At 57.6% G+C, this 1687-nt stretch carries 1 protein-coding gene; it reads right to left on the reverse strand.

The genetic code is table 11. From position 1 onward, the window contains the following. Window positions 1-332: 332 nt before the first annotated feature. Window positions 333-1550 carry an argininosuccinate synthase gene (locus BMY22_RS23290; protein ID WP_090625700.1) on the reverse strand — a complete coding sequence of 406 codons (1218 nt, stop codon included), beginning with the start codon at window positions 1548-1550 and terminating at the stop codon, window positions 333-335. Between the last annotated feature and the right edge of the window lie 137 nt (window positions 1551-1687).

A 1687-nucleotide genomic window follows, 5' to 3' on the forward strand; every position in this document is an offset into this window, starting at 1 on the left:
ATTGCTTGATTCAACTTGTTAAAGAGCGTTTCGCTTGAGCCTTTCGTCTCAACCGAGGCCGCGCATTCTACAGCAGCCTTCTAACCTGTCAAGCAGCACAAGAAAATTTTCTTTAGCCACCTATGCACCCACCAAGATATCCATATGAATAGCATCAAGCTATTCAACAGTATCAAGTAAAAATCACACCCTTCATACTCAATGAACATGACCTATGTTTAAAAATAGCAGAGGCACACTGCGCCATCTCATACCAGCCATACCGGCCGACGAAAGGACGACAGGGCAAGCACCGCCACACAAAGACCGGAAAGCTCGCCCCGCCCCTCAACTCAAACCAACTTACGCTCCTTATTGGCTGCAATGCGCATGCGCAGTGCGTTGAGCTTGATAAAGCCTGCGGCGTCAGCCTGATTGTAGGCGCCAGCATCATCCTCGAAGGTGGCAATGTTGGCATCGAACAGGGAGTCGTCGGACTTGCGACCGACCACGATGACGTTGCCCTTGTACAACTTCAGGCGCACCACGCCATTCACATTAGCCTGGGAGGCATCGATCATCCGCTGCAGCATCAGACGCTCCGGACTCCACCAGTAGCCGTTGTAGATCAGGCTGGCGTATTTAGGCATTAGCTCGTCTTTCAGGTGGGCTACTTCGCGATCGAGGGTGATCGACTCGATGGCGCGGTGGGCCTTGAGCATGATGGTGCCGCCGGGGGTCTCGTAGCAGCCGCGCGATTTCATGCCGACATAGCGGTTCTCGACGATATCCAGACGGCCGATGCCGTTCTCGCCACCGATCTTGTTCAGGGTGGCCAGCACGGTCGCCGGGGTCATCTCGACGCCGTCGATGGCAACGATGTCTCCATTGCGGTAGGTCAGCTCGAGGTAGGTCGGCACGTTCGGCGCGGCCTCCGGGGACTTGGTCCAGCGCCACATATCTTCTTCGTGCTCGGTCCAAGTATCCTCCAGCACGCCACCTTCATAGGAGATGTGCAGCAGGTTGGCATCCATGGAATACGGCGACTTCTTCTTGCCATGGCGCTCGATTGGGATCTCGTGCTTGGCGGCGTAGTCCATCAGCTTCTCGCGGGACAGCAGGTCCCACTCGCGCCAGGGCGCAATCACTTTCACGCCCGGCTTCAGCGCGTAGGCGCCCAGCTCGAATCGCACCTGATCGTTGCCCTTGCCAGTGGCGCCGTGGGAAATTGCGTCGGCGCCGGTCGCATTGGCGATTTCGATCAGGCGCTTAGCGATCAGCGGGCGGGCGATGGAGGTACCCAGCAGGTACTCGCCCTCGTACACCGTGTTAGCACGAAACATCGGGAAGACGAAATCACGGACGAACTCCTCGCGAAGGTCGTCAATGTAGATTTCCTTGACGCCCATCGCCTGTGCCTTGGCACGGGCCGGCTCGACCTCTTCGCCCTGCCCCAGGTCAGCGGTGAACGTCACCACCTCACAGTTGTAGGTATCCTGCAGCCACTTGAGGATCACCGAGGTATCCAAGCCACCGGAATACGCCAGGACAACCTTTTTCACGTCCGCCATGCCATCAGCTCCACGGGGTTTACGAAAAGTTGCTGATTGTACCGGCGGCGCCAGACCTTTTACAGAGGCGCCCCCTTCCTCCCCAGGGCAATCGCGCTATGAGGCATCCGGGCCAAACAGCAGTTGGGTTCGGTACT

This window comes from Azotobacter beijerinckii (assembly GCF_900110885.1).
Taxonomy (GTDB): Bacteria; Pseudomonadota; Gammaproteobacteria; order Pseudomonadales; family Pseudomonadaceae; genus Azotobacter; species Azotobacter beijerinckii.